Consider the following 25,997-nt stretch of genomic DNA (forward strand, 5'->3'; position numbering starts at 1 on the left):
AAAATTTCAGTAAATTTTATCATTTAATTATGACCTGAAAGTATTTTAATTCTTATTGCTAATTTTGTGAACATGCCTTATACAAAGTTACATCTAGAATCCCTTTCTGAAGGCTATAACGCAACGCATTTCCTCTGGAAGGATTCTGAATTTTATGGTTTAAAGCAACTTAGCTTCCATTCTTTTGATAACGCTTTTAAACGTTCTGTAAAACAACATTTACGCTTAGGACAATTAGCAGAACAGTTTGCTCTTGATGAGTTGAAACAACATCCAGATATTAAAATTTTAGCTGAAAATGTTCAAATCAAAGCTCAGAAGCAAACCTTAGGTGAATTAGATGCTCTTATTAAAATAAATCAAGAGTTTTTTCATGTTGAAATGGTCTATAAATTTTATCTGTATGATGTATCGCTTGGAAAAGCTGAAATTAACCGTTGGGTTGGTCCCAATAGAAATGATAGCTTAATTCAAAAAATCCAAAAACTAAAAACCCATCAGTTGCCACTGCTCTATTCCGATGCTTGCAGACAACAACTATCAAAGCTAAACATCTATACAAATCATTTTAAACAACGGGTTTGGTTTAAAGCACAATTGTTTGTTCCCTATGGAATGAAAGCCGAGTTTAATCATCTCAATTCGAACTGTATTGAAGGATTTTACATTTCTATTGATAGTTTAGATACATTTGATAAGTATTTATTTTATTTACCGAGTAAAATAGACTGGCTATTAAAGCCAAATCTAAATAAAGACTGGAAGTCGTTTAAAGAAATTCTACCTGAAATCATGAAATTCATAGCTGTCAAAAAGTCGCCTTTGCTATGGATAAAAACCTCTGATAAATCATTGCATAAGTGTTTTGTAGTATGGTGGTAGGCATCGTTAATAACTCATTGCCAATTCAGTTTAAAAACTTACTTCAATTTTCTATTTTGCATGCCCTAATATAAATCTTCAAAATATTGAAAGTCTGTATTGCAGAAAAACCTAGTGTCGCTCGAGAAATTGCTAAAATCCTTGGTGCCAATACCAAGTACGATGGCTATTTTGAGGGGAATGGTTATGCTGTAACCTATACTTTCGGACATTTATGTACTTTATTGGAACCTAATGATTACAAGCCTTATTGGAAGAGTTGGGACCTGAACAACTTACCAATGCTTCCTGAGAAGTTTAAGACCAAAGTGGTTGAAAATTCTGGAATACAAAAACAGTTTAAAATTATAAAATCGCTTTTCGATCAAGCTGATGAAGTCATTAACTGTGGTGATGCTGGACAAGAAGGAGAGCTCATTCAACGTTGGGTGTTAGAACAGGCTAATTATTCAGGAAAAGTAAAACGGCTTTGGATTTCCTCTCTTACTGAAGAAGCCATTAAAGAAGGTTTTGAAAACCTGAAAGATTCCGAATCCTACAACAACTTGTATTACGCTGGTTTTTCAAGAGCAATTGGTGATTGGCTTTTAGGCATTAATGCTACCAGACTGTACACTGTAAAACATGGTGGTTACAAACAAGTATTGTCAGTTGGTAGAGTACAAACGCCTACCTTAGCTATGGTTGTGAATCGTTTTAAAGAAATTGAAGACTTTAAGCCACAACCTTATTGGGAATTGCAAACCTTATACAGAGACACGTTGTTTGCCTATGAAGATGGTCGCTTTTTTAATGTTGAGGATGGTCAAGTTTTAGCTGACAAAGTAAAGCTGCACGATTTTGAGATAGTTTCGGTTACTAAAAAGAAAGGTAAAGAATACGCGCCCAAGCTTTTTGACTTAACAGGTTTGCAGGTGTATTGCAATACTAAATTTGGTATGTCTGCTGAAGATACATTAAAAATCGCACAACAATTATATGAACTGAAAGTGGTGACCTATCCTAGAGTAGACACTACTTTTTTACCTTCAGATTTATATCCTAAGGTTTCTGGAATACTAAAAAAACTGACTGCCTATTCAAAACTAACCGAACCACTTCTAAATAAGAAGATCAAGAAATCGTCTAAAGTTTTTAATGATAAAAAAGTAACCGATCACCATGCCATTATTCCAACAGGAATGGAAACCAAACTTCACCAGAAGCAACAACAAGTTTATGATATTATCGTGAAACGTTTCATTGCGGTGTTTTATCCAGACTGTGATGTTTCCAACACAACGGTTATCGGAAAAGCTGCTGATGTAAAGTTTAAAACCACAGGAAAGGAAATTATAAAGCAAGGCTGGCGAAAAGTCATTTATTCAGATTCTGATAGCAACAAAAGCAAAGACGTTTTACCAACTTTCTCTAAAGGTGAAAAAGGGCCACATCAGCCTTCCTTTATAGAAAAACAAACAAAACCTCCTAAACATTTTACGGAAGCCTCTCTCCTACGTGCTATGGAAACAGCGGGAAAACAAGTCGATGATGATGAGCTAAGGGATTTGATGAAAGAGAATGGAATTGGCAGACCTTCAACTCGTGCCAATATTATTGAAACACTATTCAAACGTCAATACATAAAGCGTAATAAGAAACAGATTCTTCCAACAGTTACTGGTATTGCATTAATTGATACTATTCAAAATGAACTACTAAAATCGGCTGAACTTACAGGCTTATGGGAAAAACAACTCAAAGACATTGAAAAAGGAGCTTACAATGCAGGAGAGTTTATAAAGAACATGAAAGTTATGGTTGATCAGTTGGTTTATGAAGTTCGAACTGAAAAAGCTCGTGCGAAAATTTCACAAGAACACGTAAAAAAGCAGCGAGAAGCCAAAGCGAAAGCAATAGAAAAGGCAGGCATTCTAATTGAACCTTGTCCGAAATGCCAAAAAGGAAACATCCTAAAAGGTAAAAAAGCTTTTGGCTGTAGCGCTTTTAAGTCAGGTTGTGATTTTGTGTTACCTTATAAGTTTTATGGAAAAAAGATTTCAGAAAAGCAATATATCAGACTGCTTCAAAAGGGTGCAACAGTCAAGCTCAAAGGTTTCTCTGTTGATGAAGGGACAACAGATGGTGTCTTGATTTTTGATGATAATTTTCGTCTTAAGCTTAAACCTGAAGCCAAAAATTCTAAATCTGTAATATCACATCAAGACCAGTCACCCAAATGTCCGAAATGCCAAAATGGAACCATTATCAAAGGTAAAACTGCTTATGGTTGTTCTGGATTTAAATCGGGTTGTGATTTTAGAATGTCATTTGATGCCATTCGTAGCAAAGCAAAAGACAAGACTTTGACAAAAGATTTGGTTTATGCAATTCTAACAGGAAAAGCAAAATGATGCAGCATCGTCATTTTAAACTATTTAAACCTTATGGCTATTTAAGTCAGTTTATAACTAATGCCAAGCACGAACGCAATAAAAAATTTTTAGGTGAGTTGTATGATTTTCCAGAAGGAACCATGGCAATTGGTCGATTAGATAAAGACTCTGAAGGCCTATTACTTTTAACAACCGATGGTAAAATAAGTGCAGAAATCACTAGCAATAAAACCGAAAAAGAATACTATGTACAAGTTGATGGTGATATTTCTGAAACTGCACTATCAGATTTAACAAAAGGCGTTACACTTAGTTACAATGGCACATTTTACACCACACAACCTTGTCAGGTTTTCAAACTTGAAACGACTCCAAACTTTCCTCCAAGGATAAAAAAAATACGTGATGAACGCCATGGCAAAACCTCATGGATTTCAATAACTATTACTGAAGGGAAATTTCGACAAGTCAGGAAAATGACTGCTAAAGTCGGTTTCCCTACCCTAAGATTGGTAAGAGTTCGTGTAGGATCTATTCATCTTTATCCATTAAAGATGGGAGAAGTCTTGAAAATAGATCTGTAATTATTTCATTTTGTTTCATGTTTTTGCTAAAAAGTTAATCATAAGTTAAGATTTTTAATTTTAATAGTATTACTATTATATTCGCGTGTAAATATTATTAAAATGAAATCATTATTGTCAAGTATCAAGATTACGATCAATGATAAAATTTATCATAAAGATCCAGAATCTTCTGATTTAGGAAAGCGGATTATATCCAATAGCATTACGCTTATAGACGAGATTGGCTTTGAAAATTTCACATTCAAAAAGCTAGGTCAACTTATTGGATCTAATGAAAGTTCCATATATCGCTATTTTGATAGCAAACATAAATTGCTTCTCTATCTAACCTCGTGGTATTGGGCTTGGTTGGAATATCAACTGGTTTTTTCGACCACTAACATATCTAATTCTAAGCATAAGCTAGAGACAGCTATTGATGTTTTAACCAGAACTACTGAATCCGATTCAACTTTTGCTCATATTGATGAAGTGATTTTGAATAGAGTCGTGATTAATGAAAATTCAAAATCTTACCTCACTAAGGAAGTCGATTCCGAAAACAAGGAAGGCTATTTTTCAATTTACAAGCGTTTAATTAAGAGGTTAAAAGACATGATTATTGAAGTTGATGGCAAGTACGATTTTCCTCATAGTTTGGCAAGTACGATTGTTGAAGGTGCTTTACATCAGCACTTTTTGATAGATCATTTCAAAACCATAACAGATTGTAACGAGAAAACCCTTCCCTCTGTTTACTTCAAAGATTTAGTGTTTAATGTCTTAAACCCAGAAACGAATGACTAAAATATTGACGTCTTGGCAACGCTTAATCGGCTTATTGAAATTGGAACGCAAGGATGTGAAGCAGGTTTTTTACTATGCTATTTTTGCTGGAGTTGTAAATCTATCACTTCCTTTAGGAGTTCAAGCCATAATTAACCTGATTCAAGGTGCACAGGTAAGCAGTTCTTGGGTTGTATTGGTTATTCTTGTGACATTGGGTGTTGCTTTTGCAGGATTATTACAGGTCATGCAGATGCGCATTATAGAAAACATCCAACAAAAGATATTTACCAGATCTTCTTTTGAGTTTGCATACCGTTTCCCTAAAATCAAAATGAGTGAACTCAGAGATTACTATCCGCCAGAATTGGCGAATCGTTTTTTTGATACGTTAACCGTTCAAAAGGGGTTATCAAAAATCTTGATCGATTTCCCATCTGCCATTTTACAGATTATTTTCGGATTGATCTTACTGTCCTTCTACCATCCATTCTTTATCATTTATGGTATTTTATTGATTGGCCTCGTTTATATTGTATTTAAGTTTTCCGCTCAAAATGGATTGAACACCAGTTTGAAAGAATCAAATCAAAAATATAAAGTGGCTCACTGGCTTCAGGAAATTGCTCGGTCAGTTTTAAGCTTTAAACTCTCAGGTAGAACAGATTTAGCCCTTCAGAAGAATGACAGCTTGACCTCTCATTATCTTGATGCTAGGGAAAGTCATTTCAAAATCTTGATACAACAGTTCTTGAAACTTATAGGCTTTAAGGTTCTTGTGACAGCAGGATTATTAATCATTGGAGGGTTTTTAGTACTCAATCAACAAATGAATATCGGACAATTTGTTGCGGCGGAAATCATTATCCTTTTAGTCATCAACTCGGTTGAAAAACTCATACTCGGATTGGAATCTGTATATGATGTACTGACATCCATGGAAAAATTAGGTCAAGTTGTTGATAGAACTTTGGAGTCGCATGAAGGTGAAATTATATCAGAGAATGACGAAACCTTTAAAGTCGAATTAGAAGATGTGAGCTATGTGGTTTCTGATCGAGTGAAACCACTCATTTCCAATGTGTCTATGGAAATTAAACCTAAAGACCGCATTATGATTTTTGGTTCCAATGGCTCTGGAAAGTCTACATTACTAAAGCTTATTGCAGGTATTTTAGAACCTTCTAACGGTTCTGTTTATGTAAACGATACAAATTTAAAAGGCATTAAGCTCAACGACTACAGGTCTATAGTTGGTCAATCACTTCCCGAGGAAACACCCTTTGAAGGTACCATAAGGGAAAACCTGACTTTTGGTGATCCTTCTATTTCTGAAAAAGACATTCAGTGGGCTTTAAAACATATTGGGTTGGTAGATTTTGTAAAATCACAACCTCAAGGTCTTAGAACCATCTTATATCCTGAAGGCAAAAAATTATCGCAAACTGATGGCAAAAAAATAATATTGGCAAGGAGTATTTTAAAAAGACCTAAAATACTCTTGTTAAAAGATCCCTTAGAGCAATTTGAAAAGCAGGAAGCAGAGCGTATCATAAATTTTTTAACCAATCCTGAACATCCATGGGCATTAGTTGTGGTTAGCTATAATATGGAATGGAAAAAACAATGTACTAGAGTGATACAGTTAGAAGACGGGAAAATTGTAAATTAAAAAAGAACACCATGTTAAATATTTCAAATAATCAATTAAATAAAAAGGTTGACTTAACGATTTTCGAGTCGGGAATAAAAGTATTTCATAAACGTGACTATAAACATTTCAATCGTTTTTTGGCTGCTTTTGCTATTGTAGGTGTCATCATATTGTTTTTACCATGGACGCAGAACATCAACAGTCGTGGAAATGTAACCACTTTAACTCCAGACCAACGTCCGCAGACCATTCAATCGCCAATTCCAGGTAGAATTGAAAAATGGTTTGTTAGAGAAGGTGACAATGTAAAAAAAGGCGACACCATTTTATACATCTCTGAAATAAAAAACGAATATTTTGACCCTAACTTGGTGAGTCGAACAGGACAACAAATAAAAGCCAAAGAAGCAGCTGTTTCCTCATACAATGGTAAAGTTAAAGCCTTAAACAATCAAATTGCAGCTTTACAAAATGAGCGCTTGTTAAAACTTGAACAAGCCAAAAACAAGCTAACCCAAGCCAAACTTAAAGTAAAGAGTGATAGTATCGATTTAGAAGCTGTAAAAATAGATCTTTCAATTGCACAACGTCAAATCAATGCGTTTCAAGATTTATATGAAGAAGGTTTAAAATCGCTTACGCAGCTTGAGGCCAAGCGATCCAAATTCCAAGAGATGCAAGCTAAATTGATTTCTCAGGAAAACAAATACCTAGCGGCCAAAAATGAAGTGATCAATGCCCAAGTGGAAATCAATCGTGTTCAAGCAGAATATACCGATAAAATATCGAAGGCAGAAAGTGACAAATTCACGGCTCAGTCCAATCAATTTGATGCTGAAGCACAAGTCACCAAGTTGGAAAGTGATTTCACCAATTATGAAATTAGAAATAAACTGTATTACATCACTGCTCCTCAAGATGGTGTCATCAACAAAGCTATTAAAGGTGGAATTGGAGAAACCTTTAAGGAAGGTGAACAATTGGTTGGTATCATGCCTACAAACTATGATATTGCTGTAGAAATGTATGTTGAGCCTATTGATTTGCCATTAATACATATTGATGAGAAAGTACGAGTTCAATTTGATGGTTGGCCTGCTATTGTATTTAGTGGTTGGCCAAATGCATCCTATGGAACCTATGGTGCAAAAGTTGTAGCCATCGAGAATTTTATAAGTCCAAATGGGAAATTCCGCGTGCTATTGGCTCCAGACGAATCAGAACAAGAATGGCCAAAGGATATTCGTGTAGGTTCTGGTGCTATGACTATAGCACTTTTGGAAGATGTGCCTATTTGGTTTGAGTTATGGCGAAAACTCAATGGCTTCCCTCCTAATTACTATCAACCTGAAAACAATAACGCAAGTACCAAAGATTCGAAATGAAACACAGAATGAAAACATATGCATGGTTATGCTTTTCTCTCATAACTTTTTTTGCATCAGCACAAACTGAATCGCAAATGAAACAACAGGATACATTGATGCTTAGCTTTAGTGAGTATTTAGGTTATGTAAAAAAGTTTCATCCAATTGCCAAACAAGCCGAATTAGCCATTCAGATAGGACAAGCTAATTTAATGAAAGCGCGTGGTGGATTTGATCCTAAAATTGAGGTGGATCAGAATCGTAAAACATTCAAGAATACCGAATATTATGATAAACTGAATGCGACATTTAAAATCCCAACTTGGTATGGAATCGAATTAAAAGGGAATTTCGAACAAAATGAAGGCACATTTTTAAATCCGGAATACACAGTTCCAGATGACGGACTCTACAGTGCTGGGATATCTGCCTCTTTAGGTCAAGGGTTGTTTATCAACAAACGTATGGCCGATTTAAGAAAAGCCAAGTTCTTTAGAGAGCAGTCGCTTGCTGATCGCGAATTACTAATCAACCAAATACTTTACGATGCTTCCATTGCCTATTTTGATTGGTTGCAATCGTATTCTGAAGTTAGAACCTATGAGCGTTTTCTGGAGAATGCAAAAATTAGAACACAGGGCGTTAGAAAAAGTGTTGATGCGGGTGATATGGCTGAAATTGATCTTGTTGAAGCTAATATTACTGTTAAAAACAGAACTTTAGGATTAGAACAAGCCAAAGTAAAACTGATGAAAGCGGCATTAGAATTATCAACTTTCTTATGGCTCAATGATGATATTCCAGTAGAGATTCAAGACAATGTGGTTCCAGATACTACTATAGAAAATACTATTGACGAAGTGTTGGAGATTTCAGGTTTACCGCTTTCAGAATTTACTTTGGAAAATCATCCCAAACTCAAATCATTGGAATTTAAATACAAAGGTCTGGAAGTCGATAAACGATTGAAAGCAAACAAATTGCTGCCAAAAGTTGATGTTCAATATAACTTTTTAACCGAAGATCCAGATATATCCAACTCATTCAACACCAATGCCTACAAAGGAGGTTTCAATATTGCATTTCCGTTATTTTTAAGAAAAGAGCGAGGTGATTTGAAGTTGGCAAAATTCAAACTACAGGATATGGAATTTGAAATTGATAATGCGCGCATCACCATTCAAAATAAAATATTAGCGATATACAGGGAATTGGAATCATTTGAAACCCAAAATCAGTTGATTGACGACATCGTAACAGATTATAAAACGATGCTGAATGCCGAAGAACGAAAATTTAGTTTTGGAGAAAGTTCTATTTTCTTGATCAATTCCAGAGAGCGCTATTTAATTGATTCACAATTGAAGGCTATTGATTTGCAAAACAAATATTTGAAGACCAAAGCTAAGTTGTTCAATAGTTTAGCAAAAGACTTAGAAAACCTGTAAATAAATCAATTGTTGTTTTTAGCTTCCTCTTCTGAGGTTTGTGCATTGGTATTGTTTGGCTGCGGATTTAATTGCGGTAATTTGGAATCTTTAATAACTAAAATCTTTGCCTTAACGCCAGTTAACAAGTTCCAACGTTTGGAAGACACTAAGACCTTTTCATCATTGTAAACTTCAAATTCAGCAGTATTCGGACCAGATTCACCTTGGTTTAAGGCAATAAACACTACGGTGTTGATACCTTCTTTTAAAGGTACATCAAAAGATTTGAAATTTGAGGTTAACAATAATTGCGGAATGTAAACTTCATCGTTAACAACCACCTGAACCATATCACCATCAGGATACTCGTGATCACGACATCTAATGTTAGCAATTTGCCCTCTAACTCTTACATCTCCCAAAAATAGATCAGGCATGGTTTTTATTTTAATGCCTTGATCTTCCATCTTAGCATTGTAGCGCTTTTCGAAAATCTCACCTGGATCTCTCAACTTACTTTTCGGAAACATCGAGAATTGCTCTTCTTCAGGCTTTAGTTCTCTTACCTTTACAGGAATCCCATTGATGTTTTTATCGGTTTTTGTAATGGAATTTTCAGAATTAGGCTTGATTTCAATCTTTGAAGGCTGTGGCGTAGAATCGTTTTCCTTAGGCTTGGCTGGAATCTTTATTGATTTTTTTTCACCATCAGGATCTGTTTTGGTTTGCGACTGTCCATAAAAACTGAGAACAACGCAGCATAGAAAGATAAGTGTAAATTTTAATTTCATCTTTAAAAGGCTTGATAGCTTAAACAAATCAAAAATTATTCCTTAATTCAAATTAACGGAAATAAGTAAAGAAAATTTCAACATTAACAATAAATTAGAACTAAATGGTAGTCGCAGTTAATTCTTAAAACTTACCGTTGAAGCTTAATCTAAGCTTACGAGTATATTCCTCTAAAAGCCAATCTTTGTAATTTTTAGTGCTATTCATGATACAATAGCAATATTGCTTGATGCGATAACAAATATCATCATGCAATAGTTTTGCCAGCTCACGAGCTTCAAAAACATCTTCACTATTGGCAATCACCAATTCAGAATGTTGCTGAATTGAGTTCTCGATGGCTTTCATAGACTTATGCCCTTGGCGAATCACTTTTTTGTATTCTTCCTTAATATCAAAATCATCATTCGGGTTTTTCTTAAAACGTTGTCTGAGAGATTCTGGCATTTCATATACAAAGTCACGCTCGATATCTTCATCATTTCTAAGGTTCTCTAGATAATAATCTGGATTTTTAAAAATGTGTTGCCAATCTACGGGTTGATCCCAAGGTCCGAAACGGATGATATTATTTCCTAAATCGATGACTTTAAAAGTTGTCTTATCACCATCAATACGCGACCCTCTACCAATCATTTGAAAATAAAGCGTCAACGATCTGGTAGCTCTGTTAAGGATAATTGATTCTACGGAAGGCTCATCAAATCCTGTCGTCAAGATACTTACTGAGGTCAAAATTCCATCAGGAGTACTTTTAAACCATTTTAAAATGTCTTTTCGTTCTTGTTTTGATGCTGTGTTATCTAAGTGTCTGATATTATAACCAGCACGCTTAAAGGTGTAATAGACCTCTTTGGAAGTATTGATACCATTATTAAAAATAAGGGTCTTTTTACCTTTAGTCAATTCTTCATAAGCAAACAGCAACTTGCCTTGCATACTTGCATTAGTATAAAGTGCTTCGGAAGACTTTACCGTATAATCGCCATTGATACCAATTTTCAAACTGGTAAGCGATACATCGTAATTATAGATTTCAGCAGAAGCCAGAAATCCATTTTTAATTAAGGTAGAAATATTGTCTCCAACGATAAGCTCTTTGTAATTATCCTTCATTGGAAGCTTGATATTGCTGCTCAAAGGCGTAGCGGTAACACCGAGAATAAAACAATTGTCAAAAAACTTGAAGAGTTTTCTAAAGGAGTTGTAATGCGCTTCGTCAATAATTACTAAACCAATATCCTCTAGCTTCAATTTGTCATCATTAAGACGGTTATTCAAGGTCTCAACCATGGCAACAAAACATTGAAACTGATCTTGGTCATGCAGTTCCTTAACCTTACTATTAATGATCTTGTTTTTTACGCCAAACCCTTGAAGTACTTTAGAAGTTTGTTTGCACAGCTCGATACGATGTGTCAAAATAACCACCTTTTTTTTATGGTTCTTGATATAGCGTCTAACGATCTCAGAAAAGATAACGGTTTTTCCACCACCTGTAGGAAGTTGGTACAATAAATTGTAATTGTCTGGAGCACTCTCTAGAACATCGAAAATTCGATTGAGATCTGCGATTTGATAATCGTAAAGACGTTTTTTAGAAAATTTTTGTTGATCTATTTCTAGAGTTGACGACATATATTTAGTACTTCTTTAAAAAAAAATTCTCACAAAATTAAGCTTTTATGAGGTTATCTGAGCATGTTGTTAACAACAATTGAAAAAAAATGGAAGCGTGTATAACGCTTCCATTCTTTTTCTTCAAAACCCAGAAGTTTATTTATGATACTTCAATGCGTTTAGGAGGTTTTTGTTTCGCTTCTTCACGCTTAGGAAGTATCACTTTTAAGATACCATCATTGTAAGTGGCTTCTACTTTTTCAGTTTCCACTGAATCTGGTAATGAAAATGTACGTTTAAATGCAGAATATCCAAATTCTCTACGTGTATAGTTTTCATTAATGTCTTCATCTTCGGTTTGAGTTTCTGAAGAAATCGATAGCACTTTATTATCTAAATCGATGTCAAAATCTGATTTCTTCATTCCAGGAATTGCCAATTCCAAAATATATTCTTCAGCGTTATCTTTTATGTTTACCGCTGGGAGTGTAATTCCTGTATTGAAGTTAGATAAAAATCCTGTTCCGATTCCGTTGTCGAAAAAGTTGTCAAACCATGATGATAAACTGTTTTGAGTTGAAAGTTCTTGACCTTTTGAAGGTGATTTCATTAGTGTACTCATTGTAAATCTATTTAAGTTAAACATTTGTTTTAAACTCAAAAAGTTAATAGCAAATTAAATACCAAGCCTGAAATCAACCTTAAATCTGACAATTTTTCAACCGTATTCAATAGTAATTAAGTCATTTTGACATTTTACTGAAAACCTCTACTCTATTTGATATCAACTTATTAAGTGTTAAAATTTGTTAAATAACTACTTTGTATTGCATAGTACTGTAACATTTTTAAAAATATGTCGTCTATCTAGTATAACAATCAAATAAAAAACGAATAATCATGAGAACATTACACAACAATCAATTGTCAAGTACAAATACAGAAACAAGGATTTATACTTGGAACTCAAAAAGACGTTACAGATAAATGTCTTTGTAAGAACTTCACTGAAATTTTTCAGAACAATAATCATCAATCGAAAAAATCAATCTACCATGAAAGCTTTAACTAAAATTATCAACACGTCGCATACGGTCAATGACGATCTAGAAACCGTAAAATAAATTCATAAGAATAGTTAGTGTTAGTTTTAAATTAGGAAAGGCATTCAAGACCCAAATCTTGAGTGCTTTTCTTATATTTTTAAATATGGTATTATTGTTGTGGCCATTTGGAAAACCATAAAAACGATTCCTCATGGTACGCTCAAGACAAACTTCTCCTCAAGTCAATGCAGGTTCTATGGCAGATATTGCATTCTTACTACTGATTTTCTTTTTAGTAACCGCAATGATTCCTAATGATAAGGGTATCAAACATACCCTACCTGAGCCCTGTCCAAAAAATGAAAATTGTGACACACCGATTCATGAACGCAATATTTTAGCGATTAGCATCAACTCAAATAATGAGCTTTTTTTAGAGAAGGAACTCATTAAAGTAGAGTTATTAACAAAAATTACGAAGGATTTTTTGGATAATAATGGCGATGGAAGTTGTGTTTATTGTCAAGGAAACCAATCTGCTTCGTCATCTGATAATCCAACAACTGCTATCATTTCACTTAAAAGTGATCCCAATGCTTCCTATGAATTTTATATCAAAATTCAGGATGCTCTGACTAAAGCGTATTATGATTTACGATCAAGATATGCCATGGAACTCTTGAATAAAGATGTCAACAAACTTACAAACTCTGAATTAAAACAAGTTCGGGAAGCTTATCCGTTTATTTTATCTGAAGTGGATTAATGCTATTCGTTTTTTAAACTATCTATCTGGCGTTTAACTCTGTAACTGATGTTGACTTTTCGTCTACCCCATTCCTTTGCAGACTCAACATCAGTTCCCATATAAATATCTATGGTTTTTCGCCAACGTCTGTGCATTTTATCCTTAACTAGATAGGTGCCATCTAAACCATCCACCTTTACCAAAGTGTTATGGACTAAACCTAATTGCAGTAAATCCCTAGAAACCGCAATGTATTTTAAACCAGGTTTCAGACTATCTCCAAATGCTGTGATGTGAGGATCTGCATCAGTTTGATATGATAAGGAATTATAAGCTGTGGCTCTAACCTCAATCGTTTTCCATTCATAAAGATTAGACTCATCATTCTTGCATTGAAAAAATACCAGTGCTAGTAAAGAAAGTAGAAAGACTTTTTTTAAAACATCTATAGCCATAGCTAAAGATACTATAAAAAAATAAGCTATTATAGCGATGCAGACGTTTGGTAGATTTCAATCAAATTAACAACGGTCGTGATCACAAACAAAATCATTAAAATACCATTGACAATAAAACTACTAATTTTTTTAAAGGATTTAGGCTCTTTAATGCCTCTTAGGTTATAGATAAATCCGATAAACGAGAACAAAACCACTAAAAACATCACCACTGCACTGATAAATGCATAGTTTTTTGATGGCACAGCTTCGGCTCCAACCAGCTTTTTAAGAACGATGAACACAATAAACAAAACAATTGTAATGATGGCATAGACAAATGCTTTCTCTGAAAAATGTGTTTTGTTGTTATCCATAGTTAATAAGATATCAAATCTAATAATGCACTTTCAAAACGAGCTTTAGCCAGATACTGATCTTCCAATTGGTTAATGAATGGAATCGGTGTTTCTAAACTGCCAACACGTTTTACAGGAGCATCCAGCGACTCAAAACAATGTTCCATAATTAAGGCTGAAATGTCACTAGCAATTCCTCCAAACAAAGAATCCTCTTGAAGGATGATGGCCTTTCCTGTTTTTCTAACCGAGTTGAAAATGGTTTCAGTATCTAATGGGTTTAGGGTTCTCAAATCAATGAGATCTGCCTTAATGTCTGAATGTTTATCCAATGTTTCGAGTGCCCAATGCACACCAGCACCATAAGAAATAACGGTTACAGAATTTCCTTCCCTTAAAATTGAAGCTTTTCCAAATGGCAATGTATAGTAATCTGTTGGCACTTCTTGCCTTACACTTCTATATAGTGCTTTGTGTTCAAAAAATAATACTGGATTCGGGTCATTGATGGCTGTTGCCAATAAGCCTTTTGCGTCATACGGAAATGCTGGATACACAACTTTTAGTCCAGGTGTTTTAGTGAACCAAGCTTCGTTGGTTTGCGAATGAAAAGGTCCAGCGGCCACACCTCCACCACAAGGCATTCTTACTACAACATCAGCATTTTGGTTCCAGCGGTAATGAACCTTTGCCAAATAGTTCACCACAGGATTGAAACCAGAAGTCACAAAATCTGAGAATTGCATTTCAACAACTGCTTTCATTCCTGCTATTGACAATCCCATAGCAGCTTCTACAATGGCCGATTCACAAATTGGCGTGTTTCTAACCCGATCTTTGCCAAAGGTCTCTACAAATCCTTCCGTAATTTTAAAAACACCACCATATTCAGCAATATCCTGACCCATAAGCACAAGATCATTATGCTGTTCCATGGACTGTCTTAAACCTTCAGAAATCGCGTCAACCAATCGTTTTTCTTCAGTTTCAGTATTGGGTTTAATCTCTTTGTAATCAAATGCTTTATAAACATCACTAAGCTCTGACTCTATATCTGACGTAATTGGTTCTTCGTCAAAGGCAATTTGAAGATTTTCATGTATTTCATGCATGATGCCTTCCTTGATTGCAACTTCCTGCTTTTCATTTAGAATTTTTTGCTCAATTAAAAAGGCTTGAAAATTTTCAACAGGATCTTTTTTGATCCATTGCTGCATTAATTCCTTAGGAACATACTTGGTTCCACTAGCCTCTTCATGTCCGCGAACTCGAAAAGTCTTAAATTCGACTAAAATTGGTCTTGGACGCTTACGAATACTTTCTACTAATTTTTTAATCTTAGTATAAACCTCAATGACGTTATTTCCATCTAGAACAAAGGATTCCATACCATAACCTCTACCTCTATCTGCCAAATCCTTACAGCGATACTGTTCACTTGTTGGTGTCGATAATCCATATCCATTATTCTCGATACAAAATAGTACAGGAAGTTGCCAGACAGAAGCAACATTTAAGGCTTCATGAAAATCACCTTCACTCGTGCCTCCTTCTCCAGTAAACACTGCTGTGACTTCATTTTTGTTTTTGAGAAGACTTGCAAGTGCTATCCCATCGGCAACACCTAATTGTGGTCCGAGATGCGAAATCATGCCCACGATATTGTAGTCTTGTGTTCCAAAATGAAACGAACGATCACGCCCTTTAGTAAATCCGCTAGCCTTACCTTGCCATTGACCGAATAATCTATGTAATGGGATCTCTCGAGTGGTAAAAACCCCTAAATTCCTATGCATTGGTAAGATGTATTCTTCTGGTTTTAATGCCATGGTTACGCCTACAGCGATGGCTTCTTGACCAATTCCAGAAAACCATTTGGAAATCTTGCCTTGTCTCAATAAAATCAACATCTTCTCCTCAATAAGACGAGGTTTGAGCATGTTTTTATAAAGCTTGAGAAGGGTTTGGTCGTCTAGATTTTTTTTATCGTAAGTTATTGTACTTCGCATTGAAGTTAACATAGTATTCAAATTAGATATAGAGAATCAAATGTAGCTAAAATTTGAATGAATTGCCTGCAAACCCATTTTTTTTTGAACTAAAGTATCAATATGATTTTACCGCTATTTTCGTTATTTTTGTAGTATACAGTAATATCAAACTATTTTAATATGGATAGAATACCTAGTGTCAACCTTGAAGATTTTATTTCTGGAGACCCAAATAGAAAGCAAAAATTTATTAATGAAATTGGTAAAGCTTATGAAGAGATTGGCTTTGTTGCCCTTAAAGGTCATTTCCTCGATGATGCTTTAGTAGATAAGCTCTACGCGGAGGTTAAGAATTTTTTCGACCTACCGGTTGAAACCAAGCGTAAATATGAAATTGAGGGCATTGGTGGACAACGTGGCTATGTGTCTTTTGGAAAAGAAAGTGCTAAAGGAAAAAAAGAAGGTGACTTGAAAGAGTTTTGGCATTTTGGCCAATATGTTGATGATGACCCAGAACGTGCTAAAGAATATCCTGAAAATGTAGAGGTTAAAGAAGTTCCTGAGTTCAACAAAGTTGGAAAGGAAACCTATAAAATGCTTGAAAAAACGGCGAAGTATGTCCTAAGGGCTTTGGCTTTGCATCTTGGTTTAGAAGAAACTTATTTTGATCATTATATCCATAATGGCAACTCCATTCTAAGGCCAATCCATTATCCACCAATTACTGAAGAACCAAAGAATGCGGTTCGCGCTGCAGCCCATGGCGACATTAACCTCATTACTTTACTAATGGGAGCGCAAGGACGTGGATTGCAAGTTCAAAACCATAAAGGTGAATGGATTGATGCTATTGCTGAACCAGACGAATTGATGATTAATGTTGGTGATATGCTTTCGCGTCATTCTAACAATAAATTGAAATCTACAATTCACCGTGTTGTAAATCCACCAAGAGAACTTTGGGGAACCTCTCGTTATTCCATTCCGTTCTTTATGCATCCTATAAGCGAAATGAAATTGAATGTATTAGATAGTTGTGTTGACGAAGACAACCCAAAACAGTACGACGATATTACTGCTGGCGAATTTTTAAATGAGCGTTTAATTGAATTGGGATTAAAAAAATAGTCAATTAATTATCCATGGATTTAAAAGATCAATTAAAGCACTTGTTTCCCGACCATATTTCTGAAGAACCTTCTGAAGAATTACAGGATAATACCAATGATATTTGGATTCAAGATGATCCTATTATCTGTAAGTATGAAAAAAGAAAGGGAAAGCCAATCACAATTCTCGAAGGTTATAATGGTGCTGAAGATGACTTTAAATCCCTAGCGAAAGAACTCAAGCAAAAACTTAGCGTTGGTGGTAGTTATAAAAATGAAAAAATCATCATTCAAGGTGATTACAGAGATAAAATCATGGAAATACTCAAAGCAAAAGGATTTTCAGTTAAACGTGTTGGAGGATAACCATGGCTGAGATTTTACATATCACCAATGGAAGTGTTTTAACAAAGTACCTTCGTGAATTAGATGTTCAAGGCGAATTTCTTACTTGGCAGGAAATGCTCTGCGAAGGACCGACTATTGCTCATATCAATTCTGAGGAATTCTTTATGATTCGAAAGGAATTTTTAAACGAGTACTATGACATTGAAATCAATGAAAATGAACTCAAACAAGAACTTGCAAAACTAAATGATGCTGATAAATACGACGAAATAGTCCTTTGGTTTGAATACGACTTGTTTTGTCATATCAACATGCTGGGTGTGATCAGTTTACTACATCAAAAGGAAATCAAGCTTCCACTCTATTTAGTTTGTAGCGGACGAATCGAAGGTGAAAAACACTTCAAGGGTTTAGCCGAACTCACTTCTGATCAGTTGCTTAATCATTATCAGAATAAAATTGAATTAACCAAAGATGATAAAGATTTAGCTTTGTCACTTTGGAGAACTTATTGTGGCAAAGACCATAACTTATTTAAACCCTACATTGTTCAAAATTCGTCTTTTAAGTATATGAGTAATTGCCTGAAAGCACATTTAAGACGCTTTCCTGATTCAAAATCTGGACTCAATATTTTGGAAAAGAATATTTTAGAAATAGTTCGGGACAAAGACATTAAGTCCAAGCATCATTTGTTGGGCTACATCCTAAATTATCAAGGTTATTATGGTTATGGCGATTTACAACTGGAACGGATGATTGATAATTTGTCTGTATACTTTGAAACTTCAGTTGAGAAGCTGACTTTGAGTAGAACTGGTCATGAAGCCTTATTGAAAATTAAAAACGTGTCGTTGGAAATCAATAACAATATGACTTACGGAGGGCTAAAACGTCTTGACTATCAATACAACAAAGACCAAAACAAACTCGTTAAAACCAATATTAATGTCTATTAAAGATTCTGAATTAATTTTAAATCCAGATGGCAGTGTTTACCATTTGAACCTCAAGCCTGAAAACATTTCTGATACCATCATTTTTGTAGGTGATCAGGATCGAGTTGAAAAAATCACTAAACATTTTGACAGCATAGAATTTACGACCCAAAAGCGTGAGTTCAAAACCCAAACGGGATATTATAGAGATAAGTTGTTAACGGTTATTTCCACTGGAATCGGCCCAGATAATATTGATATTGTCCTCAATGAACTAGATGCTTTGGTGAATATTGACCTAAAAACGCGTCAGCCAAAATCAGATCTAACCAGCTTGAACATTATACGTATTGGTACTTCTGGTTCGCTTCAAAAGGATATTCCGGTAGATTCGTTTGTGATAAGTACTCACGGATTGGATATTAACGGTATGCTTCACTTCTATCAAATAGATGATATTAGCAATCCAGATATTGAAAATGCTTTTATCAAGCATACCAATTGGGATAAAAATAAAGCACGTCCAATTGTCATCAATAACAGTTCTTATCTTGAAAACTATTTTGATAGTAAGAAAGTTCATAAGGGCATGACAGGAACAGCTGGTGGTTTTTATGGTCCTCAAGGTCGTGTTTTAAGATTGCCTCTTCAAGATGCAACGCTTAACTCAAAATTAGATTCATTTCAATATAAGGACTTTAGAATCACCAATTTTGAAATGGAGACTTCGGTCATTTATGGATTGTCAAAATTACTAGGTCATGAAGCGCTTTCACTTAATGCCATAATTGCCAATAGACCAAACGGTAATTTTAGTAAAGACCCAAAACAAACAGTTGAAAACCTAATTCTATATGCGCTTGATCGCATTATCAATGTTTAAGTGTTTGTTTATATTTCTAAATTAGAATCATGAAAATAATTAATATTGGAGGTGTTCCAGAGCATTTTAACCTAGCTTGGTACTTAACACTAAAAAATGGAGAATATAAAAGAGAAGGCATTAATCTTCGATGGAAAGACTTCTTTGGAGGTACTGGTGCAATGAACAAAGCACTTCGCGATGGAGAGATCGATATGGCAGTTATTCTAACTGAAGGCATTATCAAAGACATCATTGAGGGAAATCCAAGTAAAATTATCCAAACTTTTGTACAGTCACCTCTTATTTGGGGAATTCACGTTGCAAAAGATTCTCCTTATAAAACAATTGAAGACTTAAAAGGCACTAAGGCTGCTATAAGCCGTTATGGTTCTGGTTCTCATTTAATGGCTTATATCAATGCTGAAAACAACGATTGGGATTTAGATAAAGATCTAAACTTTGAGGTCATTAGAAATCTTGATGGTGCTGTTGATGGATTGACTGAAGGCAAAGCTGACTATTTTATGTGGGAAAAGTTCACAACGAAACCTTTGGTCGACAGTGGCGTTTTTAGAAGAATCGATGAAAGCCCTACACCATGGCCATGCTTTGTGATTGCTGTTAATGAGGCATTTTTAAAAGACAATGAAAGTGATGTCAAAACAATCCTAGATATCATTAACACAACGACACTAGACTTCAAATCAATACCAAGTATCGATGCAACCATTTCCAATCGCTATGACCAAAAACTTGAAGATGTCCAAGAATGGCTTGCTTTAACAGAATGGTCGCAAGAAGTTATTGACAAGAAAACCATTGCCTTGGTGCAACATAAACTGCTAGATTTAGGGATAATTTCAAAGCAAGTAGATTATGAGGATTTGGTACATAAAATTTAAGAAATACAGGTAGGAAATTTTAATAAGTACTTGTTATATAATCAAATAGGTTTTAACAAAATTTTAATGTTTTTTGAGTTAAGTTTCTATTTTTCAAAAATTTAATTACATTTGTTAATACCTGATCGTGCTATTACCTTAACAAAACTTAAAGTATATGATAATGATTATTACGCTAATTATCGCTTTCCTTGTAGCTTTTAATTTTTTACTTTTAAAGTTCAGTTGCAACAAAGCAGTTAAAAGAAAACCTACCAAGCGACCTACAGTAATCAAAACCCAAACGAGTGTAGTTCCTACAAAACAGCTTACCAGTACCAGATTAGCTCCTACGGGAAGTTAATCTACGTTTACCATTCTATAGGTTCTAATCCTTTTTCAATTAAATAAGTATTCGTTTTACTGAAATGCTTATTACCAAACCAATATCCTCTATTGGCACTTAATGGTGATGGATGACCAGAAGTTAAAATATGATGTTTTTCAGAAGCAATTAATTTAGCCTTTTGTTTGGCAAAACCTCCCCATAGCAAAAACACAACACCTTCTCTATTTTCGCTTATTAGCTTAATTACTGCATTGGTGAATTGTTCCCAACCTTTATTTTGGTGACTTCCAGCTTGATTAGCTCTAACGGTTAAGGTGGCGTTTAAAAGTAGTACGCCTTGCTGTGCCCAACGCTCAAGGTTTCCCGATTTAGGATAAGGCTTTCCAATATCGGATTCTATTTCCTTGAAAATATTAATCAATGATGGAGGATGTGGAATTCCATCGTTAACTGAGAAGCACAATCCGTTTGCTTGTCGAAATCCATGATATGGATCTTGACCTATGATGACAACTTTTACATCATCAAAATGGCAATAATCAAAAGCAGAAAAAATCTGCTTTCCAGGTGGATAGCAATCAAAAGTTTTGTACTCATTTTTTAAAAAGTGTACCAAATTTTCAAAATAGGGTTCGTCAAACTCGTTGTTTAGATGGTTTTTCCAGCTTTTATGTATATCAACATTCATTTTATCTAAAAAAAAATCGTATCGTCTAAAATATGAATTATGTCATAAAATTGTATATTCAAATGTACTATATTCGTTTTATCAAAATCCTACAACTATGGCAGAAGCAATCATAGATAAAGTTCAAGGCATCTTAAATAAGCCCTTGCAAGACATCAAAACTATTGAAGAAATAGATCATGATGTGTTCTTTAAGGAACATATCAAAAAAAACGCTCCTGTCAAGATTACTAAAATGATGGATCATTGGAAAGCTAGAGAACTTTGGTCATTGGATTATTTTGAGAAAATCGGAAAAGATAAGGAAACCTATACATACAAAGGAAATATCAGGCAAAATGATACCAATTGGCAATTTGGTGCCTTCAAGGAGTATTTGGATGAAATACGAAATACCGAAACGGAAACCTATTTAGGCAACATGCCAATTGCTAAAATGTTTCCTGAGCTATTGGAACATGTCGATTTTTCATTGATCTCAAAAAATACTGTTAGAAATTCAACCTCATTATGGATTGGTCCAAGTGGCACGCTAACAGGTTGGCATACAGATCGCTTAGCGAATAATATTCTAGCATTGATTGAAGGTAGGAAATTAGTATTTTTAGTCAGTCCAAAAGAATCTGAGAAGATGTATCCAAGTCAGAAATACGAACCAGGATCACGATTGAGCGATGTCAATATGGAAGATTTTGATGAAGCCGCTCACCCGATGTTCAAGAATGCTAATGTACAATATACGATTATCCATCCAGGAGAAATGCTCTTCATTCCGCAAACATGGTGGCATTGTGTCTATGGCTTAGACATCTCCATAAGCTCTAACAACTTTGCTTTTACGCCTCTAGATAATTTTAAAATGAAATCCTCTGAACTGATCAAGCGTAAACTTCATAGTGTTGGTCTTTATGGTCGAAAAGATTGCGTTTGCCATTACGTCAATGAAGAAGGAAAACGCGTTAAACGATAAACCGATTTTCAGTTTAATTTCTATCCCATTATTTAAGTACCTTTGCAATGCTTTAAAAGGGTTGACTCAGGACACATGATTCGTATTCACGATAAAACATTACAAGATTTAGAATTTTACACGGTTTTAGAACAAGTGTCAGACCTCTGTGTTACTAATTTGGGGAGACTTGAAGCACTTGAGATTCGCCCGTTTTCGGCTGAGGAATCTGCAATGGAATCTTTAGAGTTTACCAACGAATTCGTATCCTCTTTTTACAATGACAATCGCATACCTAATCATGGCTTTGATCCTATCTCTAAGGAATTGAAGTTGTTGAAGATAGAAAACTCCTATCTGGACACATCCAGTTTTAAAAAAATAGCATCCATCACAATAACGGTAAACAGCATCCAAAAATTCTTTAAAAAATTTGAAGATTATTATCCTAAGTTATTGTTGCACTCATCTTCTTTGGAAACGGTTATGCATTTGGTTTCTGAAATCGATTCTATTATTGATCGTTTTGGAGATATAAAGGACAATGCTACGGAAACGTTATTTCAGCTACGAAAATCGATTAATTCCATAAGAGGTAAAATCAACCAAAGTTTTAATACCGCACTAAATACCTATCAAGGCTTAGATTATCTTGATGATATCCGAGAATCTGTAGTTGAAAACAAGCGTGTATTGGCTGTTAAGGCTATGTACAGGCGAAAGGTCAAGGGCAGCATCATGGGAAGCAGTAAAACAGGAAGTATTGTTTATATTCAACCTGAATCAACTTTTCAATATGCTCGAGAGCTCAACAATTTAGAATTTGAGGAAAAGGAAGAAATAGAAAACATCCTACGTCAGCTTACTGAATATGTGAGACCTTACACTGCAACTTTAGAAGAATATCAACTCTTTTTAACTCGTTTGGATGTTATTTATGCCAAGGCAAAATATGCACAGTCTATAAATGCCATTCTACCTGTAATCAATACTGACAAGGTTTACGAGGCTAGAGATGCATTCCATCCGCTATTATATATTTCCAATCAAAAGGAAGGCAAAAAGACATTTCCACAAACCATAAAACTACATCCTGAAAATAGAATCATTGTAATTAGTGGTCCCAATGCTGGTGGAAAAAGTATCACGCTCAAAACAATAGGCTTACTTCAGGTAATGTTGCAATCTGGATTGTTAATTCCTGTCCATGAGAAAAGCACCATTTGCTTTTTTGACCGTATTATTAGTGATATTGGCGATAACCAATCTATTGAAAATCACTTGAGTACCTATAGTTACAGGTTAAAGCAAATGAACTATTTTCTGAAAAAGTGCAATAAAAACACCTTGTTTCTTATTGATGAATTCGGAACAGGAAGTGATCCCGAACTTGGTGGTGCTTTAGCCGAAACATTTCTAGAGGAGTTTTACCATCGTGGTGCTTATGGAATCATTACAACCCACTACTCTAACTTAAAAGTATTGGCCAATGAAATGCCTCACATGCAAAATGCCAATATGATGTTTGATGAGCGTAGTTTGGAACCTATGTTTAAATTGGTGTTAGGACAAGCCGGAAGTTCGTTCACCTTTGAAGTTGCGCAAAAAAATGGTATTCCATACAGTTTGATCAATCGCGCTAAGAAAAAGATTGAACGTGGTAAAGTACGGTTTGATGCGACCATTGCCAAGCTCCAGAAGGAACGCAGCAAATTGGAAAAAACCGAGCGGTCGTTAAAGGAGAATGAAAAGAAGAAACAATCTGAAGCAGATAAATTAGAGGAAATCAATGCTAAGGTTCAGAAAAAGTTGGAAAGCTACCAAGAACTTTATGATAGTAATCAGCGTTTGATTTATCTCGGACAAAAATTCAACGATATTGCTGAAACCTATTTTGAGAATCAGCGCAAGCGGGAACTGATGGCTGAGTTATTTAAACTGGTCCAAATAGAGAATTCCAAACGGAAAAAGGTTTCCGCCAAACAAAAACGTGCTGAAAAAGCTAAAGAAAAAAGAGTTCAGCAGGAAGCCGAAAAGAAAGTTGCTGTCATCAGAAAGAAGAAAAAAGAGGCGAAAAAAAATGAAATCAAAGTTGAAAAACCAAAGCCAACGCTTAAAACAGGTGACCGAGTACGCATGTTTGATGGTAAAGCTATTGGGACTATTGATTCCATAGAAAAAGGAAAAGCCATAGTAAACTATGGCATTTTCACAACTAACGTTAATATAGATTTATTAGAATTGGTTGAGGCGGTCAAAAGCTAATTACAATCATCATTGACGGTTCCATGATCGTTCCAATCGCCACCTACAAATTCATAACATATATCAGATTCGACATATCCAAGATCTTCAGAATCAATCTCATCAAAATCACCAAAACCAATCTGACTTTCAAAAATAATTTTTACATCATAAGCACCATGTGGCGGACGTTTGGACGTTTGAGAACCTTGATTTAGTTCATACTTCGGACCATCATAAAAATAGTTGGTTTCCTGTGGTCTGTATCTAAAAAAGAATCTCGTATCGTGATAAGAATTATTTTTAACTGTCACTTCCTCATGAACATAAGGTGCATTTGGATCACATTGCTCAACAGCATAGGATGTGTTGTATCCCATTTTAGCAATCGAATTGTCTTTTAAGTAGCGCATAGTATAAGCAATTGGCACACCTGGATTGTCTGCGCTTACCAACGCATTAGAACCAACAATAATATTGCGAACACCTCCAGGACCAGAATCGATGTCTGTGTTGTTTATTGGACTTACAGCTACTTCAGCATTTCCTCCAATAGTCAACAATTTAAATGTAGATGTTGACAAGACCGCTTCATAATCTGAATTGAACGTTGCATTAACATCGACACTGTAATCTAGTGCAGCACTCAAATCGACATCAGCTGTTTCTTCACTGTATTCGGTTTCCATTCGAAGCATCACAATACGTCCATACGAAACTGAACTTACATAGGCTGCTGGATTTTCATCATTTATTCTAGCCATAACATCATTCACCGTAAGTGAATTGCCCAGCATGGATGCTGGTGAGTTTGGTGAATCTAAAGTCACTGTAAAAAACACTTGTTTAAAAGACATGGTAGCTACACGTCTTTCCGTGTTATTGGTAAATTGCAATTGCGCTGCAACATTGTTATCTGCCCAAGCAAGATTTAATCCAATATCCATACTTAACTGTGTTGATGAATACAGTGTAGCTGAAGAAAAAATAGAATTAGAAGGATTCACATTTTGATTGGCGTTTGCATACCACCATTGTAAAGCATCATCAATTTTAGTATCTACTACAGATTTTGAAGGGTTTGCAATATTCAGAACCCCATTTTGTCCCATTCCAGGCAAATTGACTCGAATTGTATAACTTCCTTTTTCTATTGCTAACGGATCTGGATTTCCTTCCAGCATGCGATCATTGGCAACTACTAAAGCACCAGGATAAATAGCATCAATATTAGGTCTTAATATGGCAACATCATCAAAATTGGAATCTAAAGAGTATTCTGTAGTTGAACAAAACCTAGTAGTTCCATTAACTGGATCTGTATACCCTTCTTGCGTACCGATTGGTGTACGATTACTTGGTTCGCCACCTGTATCCTTAACATTGAGTAATTCGTCTGGATCATAGTTTAATCCGTAGATATATTCGTTGATGTTTGATGCATTAGGGTTTTCATTGGTGTCATCACTATCATCTGGTTTGCTACAATTGACAACTGTCAAAGCAAAAGCCATTAAAAGGAATGATTTTCTAAAGTTTTTTGATACATACATGGTTTTAAAATTTTATGAAT

At 35.0% G+C, this 25,997-nt stretch carries 23 protein-coding genes; 15 read left to right on the plus strand and 8 right to left on the minus strand.

What is annotated here, in order from left to right; genetic code table 11:
• Positions 1-72 precede the first annotated feature (72 nt).
• The 7 genes from AB9K26_RS09505 to AB9K26_RS09535 all read left to right on the plus strand — a co-directional run bounded on the left by AB9K26_RS09505 (position 73) and on the right by AB9K26_RS09535 (position 9,078).
• Positions 73-882, plus strand: a complete 810-nt coding sequence (locus AB9K26_RS09505; RefSeq protein ID WP_369972329.1) for a DUF1853 family protein — start codon at positions 73-75, stop codon at positions 880-882.
• Between the two features lie 86 nt (positions 883-968).
• Complete coding sequence (locus AB9K26_RS09510; RefSeq protein WP_369972330.1) at positions 969-3,275, plus strand: DNA topoisomerase 3; 2,307 nt, start codon at positions 969-971, stop codon at positions 3,273-3,275.
• Positions 3,272-3,841 (plus strand): pseudouridine synthase, encoded by a 570-nt coding sequence (locus AB9K26_RS09515; RefSeq protein ID WP_369972331.1) that lies wholly within the window; start codon positions 3,272-3,274, stop codon positions 3,839-3,841. The genes AB9K26_RS09510 and AB9K26_RS09515 overlap by 4 nt, the downstream gene beginning before the upstream one ends.
• A gap of 102 nt (positions 3,842-3,943) precedes the next feature.
• Positions 3,944-4,630 (plus strand): TetR/AcrR family transcriptional regulator, encoded by a 687-nt coding sequence (locus tag AB9K26_RS09520; RefSeq protein WP_369972332.1) that lies wholly within the window; start codon positions 3,944-3,946, stop codon positions 4,628-4,630.
• The gene (locus AB9K26_RS09525; protein WP_369972333.1) at positions 4,623-6,281 is read left to right on the plus strand and encodes a peptidase domain-containing ABC transporter; all 1,659 of its coding nucleotides are present in this window, start codon (positions 4,623-4,625) and stop codon (positions 6,279-6,281) included. The genes AB9K26_RS09520 and AB9K26_RS09525 overlap by 8 nt, the downstream gene beginning before the upstream one ends.
• An 11-nt stretch (positions 6,282-6,292) precedes the next feature.
• Entirely contained in the window at positions 6,293-7,648 is a 1,356-nt protein-coding gene (locus AB9K26_RS09530) for an HlyD family secretion protein (protein WP_369972334.1), read from the plus strand.
• Between the two features lie 77 nt (positions 7,649-7,725).
• Complete coding sequence (locus AB9K26_RS09535; RefSeq protein WP_369972335.1) at positions 7,726-9,078, plus strand: TolC family protein; 1,353 nt, start codon at positions 7,726-7,728, stop codon at positions 9,076-9,078.
• 5 nt (positions 9,079-9,083) lie between these two features.
• Here the strand turns inward: AB9K26_RS09535 and AB9K26_RS09540 are convergent, their stop codons facing one another.
• From AB9K26_RS09540 to AB9K26_RS09550, 3 genes are all read right to left on the minus strand, one after another.
• Positions 9,084-9,851, minus strand: a complete 768-nt coding sequence (locus AB9K26_RS09540; RefSeq protein WP_369972336.1) for a hypothetical protein — start codon at positions 9,849-9,851, stop codon at positions 9,084-9,086.
• Between the two features lie 124 nt (positions 9,852-9,975).
• The gene (locus AB9K26_RS09545; protein ID WP_369972337.1) at positions 9,976-11,490 is read right to left on the minus strand and encodes a DEAD/DEAH box helicase; all 1,515 of its coding nucleotides are present in this window, start codon (positions 11,488-11,490) and stop codon (positions 9,976-9,978) included.
• 142 nt (positions 11,491-11,632) lie between these two features.
• On the minus strand, positions 11,633-12,094 hold the full coding sequence (locus AB9K26_RS09550) for an Hsp20/alpha crystallin family protein (protein ID WP_369972338.1): 462 nt from the start codon (positions 12,092-12,094) through the stop codon (positions 11,633-11,635).
• A 635-nt stretch (positions 12,095-12,729) separates the two neighbouring features.
• On the opposite strand from AB9K26_RS09550, the gene AB9K26_RS09555 reads away from it, so the two are divergent.
• Positions 12,730-13,284, plus strand: a complete 555-nt coding sequence (locus AB9K26_RS09555; protein ID WP_369972339.1) for an ExbD/TolR family protein — start codon at positions 12,730-12,732, stop codon at positions 13,282-13,284.
• Between the two features lie 2 nt (positions 13,285-13,286).
• Here AB9K26_RS09555 and AB9K26_RS09560 read toward each other — a convergent pair whose 3' ends face one another.
• Genes AB9K26_RS09560 through AB9K26_RS09570 form a run of 3 tightly spaced genes read right to left on the minus strand, consistent with a single transcriptional unit; the run spans position 13,287 to position 16,071 of the window.
• The gene (locus AB9K26_RS09560) at positions 13,287-13,721 is read right to left on the minus strand and encodes a 3D domain-containing protein (protein WP_369972340.1); all 435 of its coding nucleotides are present in this window, start codon (positions 13,719-13,721) and stop codon (positions 13,287-13,289) included.
• A 29-nt stretch (positions 13,722-13,750) separates the two neighbouring features.
• Positions 13,751-14,080: a hypothetical protein gene (locus tag AB9K26_RS09565; RefSeq protein ID WP_369972341.1), complete on the minus strand. Its 330-nt coding sequence runs from the start codon at positions 14,078-14,080 to the stop codon at positions 13,751-13,753.
• 2 nt (positions 14,081-14,082) lie between these two features.
• Positions 14,083-16,071 (minus strand): thiamine pyrophosphate-dependent enzyme, encoded by a 1,989-nt coding sequence (locus AB9K26_RS09570; RefSeq protein WP_369972342.1) that lies wholly within the window; start codon positions 16,069-16,071, stop codon positions 14,083-14,085.
• Between the two features lie 162 nt (positions 16,072-16,233).
• On the opposite strand from AB9K26_RS09570, the gene AB9K26_RS09575 reads away from it, so the two are divergent.
• Genes AB9K26_RS09575 through AB9K26_RS09595 form a run of 5 tightly spaced genes read left to right on the plus strand, consistent with a single transcriptional unit; the run spans position 16,234 to position 20,215 of the window.
• The gene (locus tag AB9K26_RS09575; protein WP_369972343.1) at positions 16,234-17,181 is read left to right on the plus strand and encodes an isopenicillin N synthase family dioxygenase; all 948 of its coding nucleotides are present in this window, start codon (positions 16,234-16,236) and stop codon (positions 17,179-17,181) included.
• Positions 17,182-17,195: 14 nt separating this feature from the next.
• Positions 17,196-17,528: a translation initiation factor gene (locus AB9K26_RS09580; protein ID WP_369972344.1), complete on the plus strand. Its 333-nt coding sequence runs from the start codon at positions 17,196-17,198 to the stop codon at positions 17,526-17,528.
• A 2-nt stretch (positions 17,529-17,530) separates the two neighbouring features.
• A complete protein-coding gene (locus tag AB9K26_RS09585; protein ID WP_369972345.1) occupies positions 17,531-18,469 on the plus strand; it encodes a DUF1835 domain-containing protein in 939 nt (312 codons plus the stop codon).
• Complete coding sequence (locus AB9K26_RS09590) at positions 18,459-19,331, plus strand: nucleoside phosphorylase (RefSeq protein ID WP_369972346.1); 873 nt, start codon at positions 18,459-18,461, stop codon at positions 19,329-19,331. Before AB9K26_RS09585 ends, AB9K26_RS09590 begins: the two co-directional genes overlap by 11 nt.
• Positions 19,332-19,360: 29 nt before the next feature.
• Entirely contained in the window at positions 19,361-20,215 is an 855-nt protein-coding gene (locus AB9K26_RS09595; RefSeq protein WP_369972347.1) for a substrate-binding domain-containing protein, read from the plus strand.
• A gap of 350 nt (positions 20,216-20,565) precedes the next feature.
• Here the strand turns inward: AB9K26_RS09595 and AB9K26_RS09600 are convergent, their stop codons facing one another.
• Positions 20,566-21,231 (minus strand): uracil-DNA glycosylase, encoded by a 666-nt coding sequence (locus AB9K26_RS09600; RefSeq protein WP_369972348.1) that lies wholly within the window; start codon positions 21,229-21,231, stop codon positions 20,566-20,568.
• 97 nt (positions 21,232-21,328) lie between these two features.
• Here AB9K26_RS09600 and AB9K26_RS09605 point away from each other — a divergent pair, with 97 nt between their 5' ends.
• Positions 21,329-22,201, plus strand: a complete 873-nt coding sequence (locus AB9K26_RS09605; protein ID WP_369972349.1) for a cupin-like domain-containing protein — start codon at positions 21,329-21,331, stop codon at positions 22,199-22,201.
• Positions 22,202-22,276: 75 nt separating this feature from the next.
• Complete coding sequence (locus AB9K26_RS09610; RefSeq protein WP_369972350.1) at positions 22,277-24,445, plus strand: DNA mismatch repair protein MutS; 2,169 nt, start codon at positions 22,277-22,279, stop codon at positions 24,443-24,445.
• Here the strand turns inward: AB9K26_RS09610 and AB9K26_RS09615 are convergent.
• A complete protein-coding gene (locus AB9K26_RS09615) occupies positions 24,442-25,977 on the minus strand; it encodes a thiol-activated cytolysin family protein (RefSeq protein WP_369972351.1) in 1,536 nt (511 codons plus the stop codon). The genes AB9K26_RS09610 and AB9K26_RS09615 overlap by 4 nt on opposite strands.
• Between the last annotated feature and the right edge of the window lie 20 nt (positions 25,978-25,997).

Source organism: Psychroserpens sp. XS_ASV72, assembly GCF_041224425.1.
In the GTDB taxonomy this organism is placed as follows: Bacteria; Bacteroidota; Bacteroidia; order Flavobacteriales; family Flavobacteriaceae; genus Psychroserpens.

Coding starts and splice junctions, on each gene's coding strand:
- AB9K26_RS09505 (WP_369972329.1), top strand. CDS start 73: ATGCCTTATACAAAGTTACATCTAGAATCCCTTTCTGAAGGCTATAAC.
- AB9K26_RS09515 (WP_369972331.1), top strand. CDS start 3,272: ATGATGCAGCATCGTCATTTTAAACTATTTAAACCTTATGGCTATTTA.
- AB9K26_RS09520 (WP_369972332.1), top strand. CDS start 3,944: ATGAAATCATTATTGTCAAGTATCAAGATTACGATCAATGATAAAATT.
- AB9K26_RS09525 (WP_369972333.1), top strand. CDS start 4,623: ATGACTAAAATATTGACGTCTTGGCAACGCTTAATCGGCTTATTGAAA.
- AB9K26_RS09530 (WP_369972334.1), top strand. CDS start 6,293: ATGTTAAATATTTCAAATAATCAATTAAATAAAAAGGTTGACTTAACG.
- AB9K26_RS09535 (WP_369972335.1), top strand. CDS start 7,726: ATGAAACAACAGGATACATTGATGCTTAGCTTTAGTGAGTATTTAGGT.
- AB9K26_RS09540 (WP_369972336.1), bottom strand. CDS start 9,851: ATGAAATTAAAATTTACACTTATCTTTCTATGCTGCGTTGTTCTCAGT.
- AB9K26_RS09545 (WP_369972337.1), bottom strand. CDS start 11,490: ATGTCGTCAACTCTAGAAATAGATCAACAAAAATTTTCTAAAAAACGT.
- AB9K26_RS09550 (WP_369972338.1), bottom strand. CDS start 12,094: ATGAGTACACTAATGAAATCACCTTCAAAAGGTCAAGAACTTTCAACT.
- AB9K26_RS09555 (WP_369972339.1), top strand. CDS start 12,730: ATGGTACGCTCAAGACAAACTTCTCCTCAAGTCAATGCAGGTTCTATG.
- AB9K26_RS09560 (WP_369972340.1), bottom strand. CDS start 13,721: ATGGCTATAGATGTTTTAAAAAAAGTCTTTCTACTTTCTTTACTAGCA.
- AB9K26_RS09565 (WP_369972341.1), bottom strand. CDS start 14,080: ATGGATAACAACAAAACACATTTTTCAGAGAAAGCATTTGTCTATGCC.
- AB9K26_RS09570 (WP_369972342.1), bottom strand. CDS start 16,071: ATGCGAAGTACAATAACTTACGATAAAAAAAATCTAGACGACCAAACC.
- AB9K26_RS09575 (WP_369972343.1), top strand. CDS start 16,234: ATGGATAGAATACCTAGTGTCAACCTTGAAGATTTTATTTCTGGAGAC.
- AB9K26_RS09580 (WP_369972344.1), top strand. CDS start 17,196: ATGGATTTAAAAGATCAATTAAAGCACTTGTTTCCCGACCATATTTCT.
- AB9K26_RS09585 (WP_369972345.1), top strand. CDS start 17,531: ATGGCTGAGATTTTACATATCACCAATGGAAGTGTTTTAACAAAGTAC.
- AB9K26_RS09590 (WP_369972346.1), top strand. CDS start 18,459: ATGTCTATTAAAGATTCTGAATTAATTTTAAATCCAGATGGCAGTGTT.
- AB9K26_RS09595 (WP_369972347.1), top strand. CDS start 19,361: ATGAAAATAATTAATATTGGAGGTGTTCCAGAGCATTTTAACCTAGCT.
- AB9K26_RS09600 (WP_369972348.1), bottom strand. CDS start 21,231: ATGAATGTTGATATACATAAAAGCTGGAAAAACCATCTAAACAACGAG.
- AB9K26_RS09605 (WP_369972349.1), top strand. CDS start 21,329: ATGGCAGAAGCAATCATAGATAAAGTTCAAGGCATCTTAAATAAGCCC.
- AB9K26_RS09610 (WP_369972350.1), top strand. CDS start 22,277: ATGATTCGTATTCACGATAAAACATTACAAGATTTAGAATTTTACACG.
- AB9K26_RS09615 (WP_369972351.1), bottom strand. CDS start 25,977: ATGTATGTATCAAAAAACTTTAGAAAATCATTCCTTTTAATGGCTTTT.